The sequence below is a fragment of the Delftia sp. ZNC0008 genome, from assembly GCF_000799035.1.
GTDB classification, from domain to species: Bacteria; Pseudomonadota; Gammaproteobacteria; order Burkholderiales; family Burkholderiaceae_C; genus Comamonas; species Comamonas tsuruhatensis.
On record NZ_JTKZ01000922.1, the window covers coordinates 1 to 1,996 of the forward strand.

General features: G+C 69.3%; 3 protein-coding genes. 1 reads left to right on the plus strand and 2 read right to left on the minus strand.

Features of this window, described 5'->3' with window-relative positions:
- Positions 1 to 975 (plus strand): DUF72 domain-containing protein (locus L995_RS29800; protein ID WP_047475055.1); only part of this gene is annotated, 975 nt, incomplete at its 5' end.
- Here L995_RS29800 and L995_RS29805 read toward each other — a convergent pair.
- Both L995_RS29805 and L995_RS29810 read right to left on the minus strand, forming a co-directional pair.
- A complete protein-coding gene (locus tag L995_RS29805; RefSeq protein WP_016446802.1) occupies positions 960 to 1,289 on the minus strand; it encodes an antibiotic biosynthesis monooxygenase family protein in 330 nt (109 codons plus the stop codon). The genes L995_RS29800 and L995_RS29805 overlap by 16 nt on opposite strands.
- A 49-nt stretch (positions 1,290 to 1,338) precedes the next feature.
- Positions 1,339 to 1,996 (minus strand): TolC family protein (locus tag L995_RS29810; RefSeq protein ID WP_047475058.1); only part of this gene is annotated, 658 nt, incomplete at its 5' end.

Sequence of the window (1,996 nt, forward strand, 5' to 3'; positions counted from 1 at the left end):
CCGCGTCAGGCCCTGCAATGGCAGGCGCTGGCGGACCAGCTTGCGCAGGGCCTGCGCATGGGAGTCTCCACCTGGTCCTACCCGGGCTGGGAAGGCTTGATCTGGGATGGCGCCTATGACAAAAGCGTGCTGGCCAAGAAGGGACTGGAGGCCTATGGCCGGCATCCGTTGATGCGAACGGTCTGCGTGGACCGCAGCTTCTGGAGGCCGTTGACGGCCAGCCAGTACCTGGCCTTCGCGGGCCAGGTGCCGGCCGATTTCCGCTTCGTGGTCAAGTGCCCATCCGTGGTTACCGACGCGCAGGTGCGTGACGAGGACGGCAAGGGCATGTCGCTGAACCCGGTGTTCCTTCAACCCGATCTGGCCGTCACCAGCTTCGTCGAGCCCACGCTCGAAGGGCTGGGCGAGCGGCTGGGCGTGCTGGTGTTCCAGCTCAGCCCGATGACCTGGGGCCTGCTCAGCCGCCCCACCGAACTGCTGGCGCGGCTGCAGGCCATGCTGGAGGCGGTGCGCGCGGCGCTGGCCGCCCATCCGCTGGGCGCGCAGATCATCGTGGCGGTGGAGGTGCGCGACCCGGAGCTGCTGACGCCGCAGTTGGCCGACACCCTGCGCGCCAGTGGCGCCACCTTCTGCCTGGGACTGCACGGCAAGATGCCCCCCATCGAGGAGCAACTGGTTTTTCTGCGCGGGCTGTGGCCCACCCCGCTGGTCTGCCGCTGGAACCTGAACCGCGAGTTCGGTGCCTACGGCTATCCCGATGCGCAAAAGAAGCACGACCCCTTCGACGAGATCCGCACGCCCGATGCGCACACGCGCGCCATCCTCGCCAAGACCATCGATGGCATCACCAGCCGCGGGCTGCCCGCCTTTGTGACGGTGAGCAACGATGCCGAAGGCTGCGCGCCGCGCTCCATCGCGCTGCTGGCCGAGGCCGTGGTCCAGGCGGAGGCGGCCCGGGTTCAGCGCTTGCCGTAGGCGCGCTCCACGCGGGCCACGCGCAATTCATAGTGCTCGTACCAGGCGTCCTTGCCCAGTTGCTGGGCGACCAGGTGCTCGGCATCCTGCTTCCAGCGCGCGATGGATTCGGCCGTGGACCAGTAGGACACGGTGATGCCGAAACCGTCCTCGCCGCGCGTGCTTTCCGCACCCAGGAAACCCTGCTGCTGCGCGGCCAGGTCCACCATGCGCTGGGCCATGAGGCCGTAGCCATCATCGTCGTCCGGCGTTCTGCGCGACGAGAAGATGACGGCGTAGTAAGGCGGCTCGGGGGTGTTGGCAAAGGGGCTCATCGTGGTCGGGCGGCAAGTTCTGCGGGCCCGCAGAATACACCGCCCGCGCTCAGGAATTCGCCGGCTCAGAGGCGGACGGCGCCTGCACCTGCTCGCCGCCCAGCACCTTCCACAGCGTGACGCGGTTGAGCTGCTCGGACAGGCGCAGGCCGATCAGGGTCTGCTGGGCCGTGTAGAGGCTGCGCTGCGCATCCAGCACGGTGAGGTAGTTGTCCACGCCGGCCTTGAAGCGTGCCTCCGACAGGTCGAAGGCCTTCTGCGTGGCCGCGACCATGCTGGTCTGGGCGGCCAGGCGCTCGTCCCACTGCGCGCGGTCGGCCAGCACGTCGGCGGTCTCGCGGAAGGCCGTCTGCACGGCCTTCTCGTACTGGGCGATGGCGATGCGCTGGTTGGCCTCGGCCACCTGCACGCCCGCACGGTTGCGGCCACCGTCGAAGATGGGCAGGCGCACCAGGGGGATGAAGCTCCAGGTGCTGCTGCTGCCGCCAAAGAGGCCATCGAGCTCGCGGCTGCCCGATCCCACGCTGGCCGTGAGGCTGATGGTGGGGAACATGGCTGCGCGGGCGGCGCCGATGTTGGCCTCCATGGCGCGCAGGTTGTTCTCGGCGGCCTGGATATCGGGGCGCACCAGCAGCACGCTGGAGGGCAGCGGTGCAGGCACGGGCTGCAGCGCCGCCGCAGGCTGGGCGCCGGCGCGCAGCGTGGCG

What these genes read in the sequence shown, in the direction of transcription:
- L995_RS29805 (WP_016446802.1), bottom strand. Translation starts at nt 1,289, where the DNA reads ATGAGCCCCTTTGCCAACACCCCCGAGCCGCCTTACTACGCCGTCATC.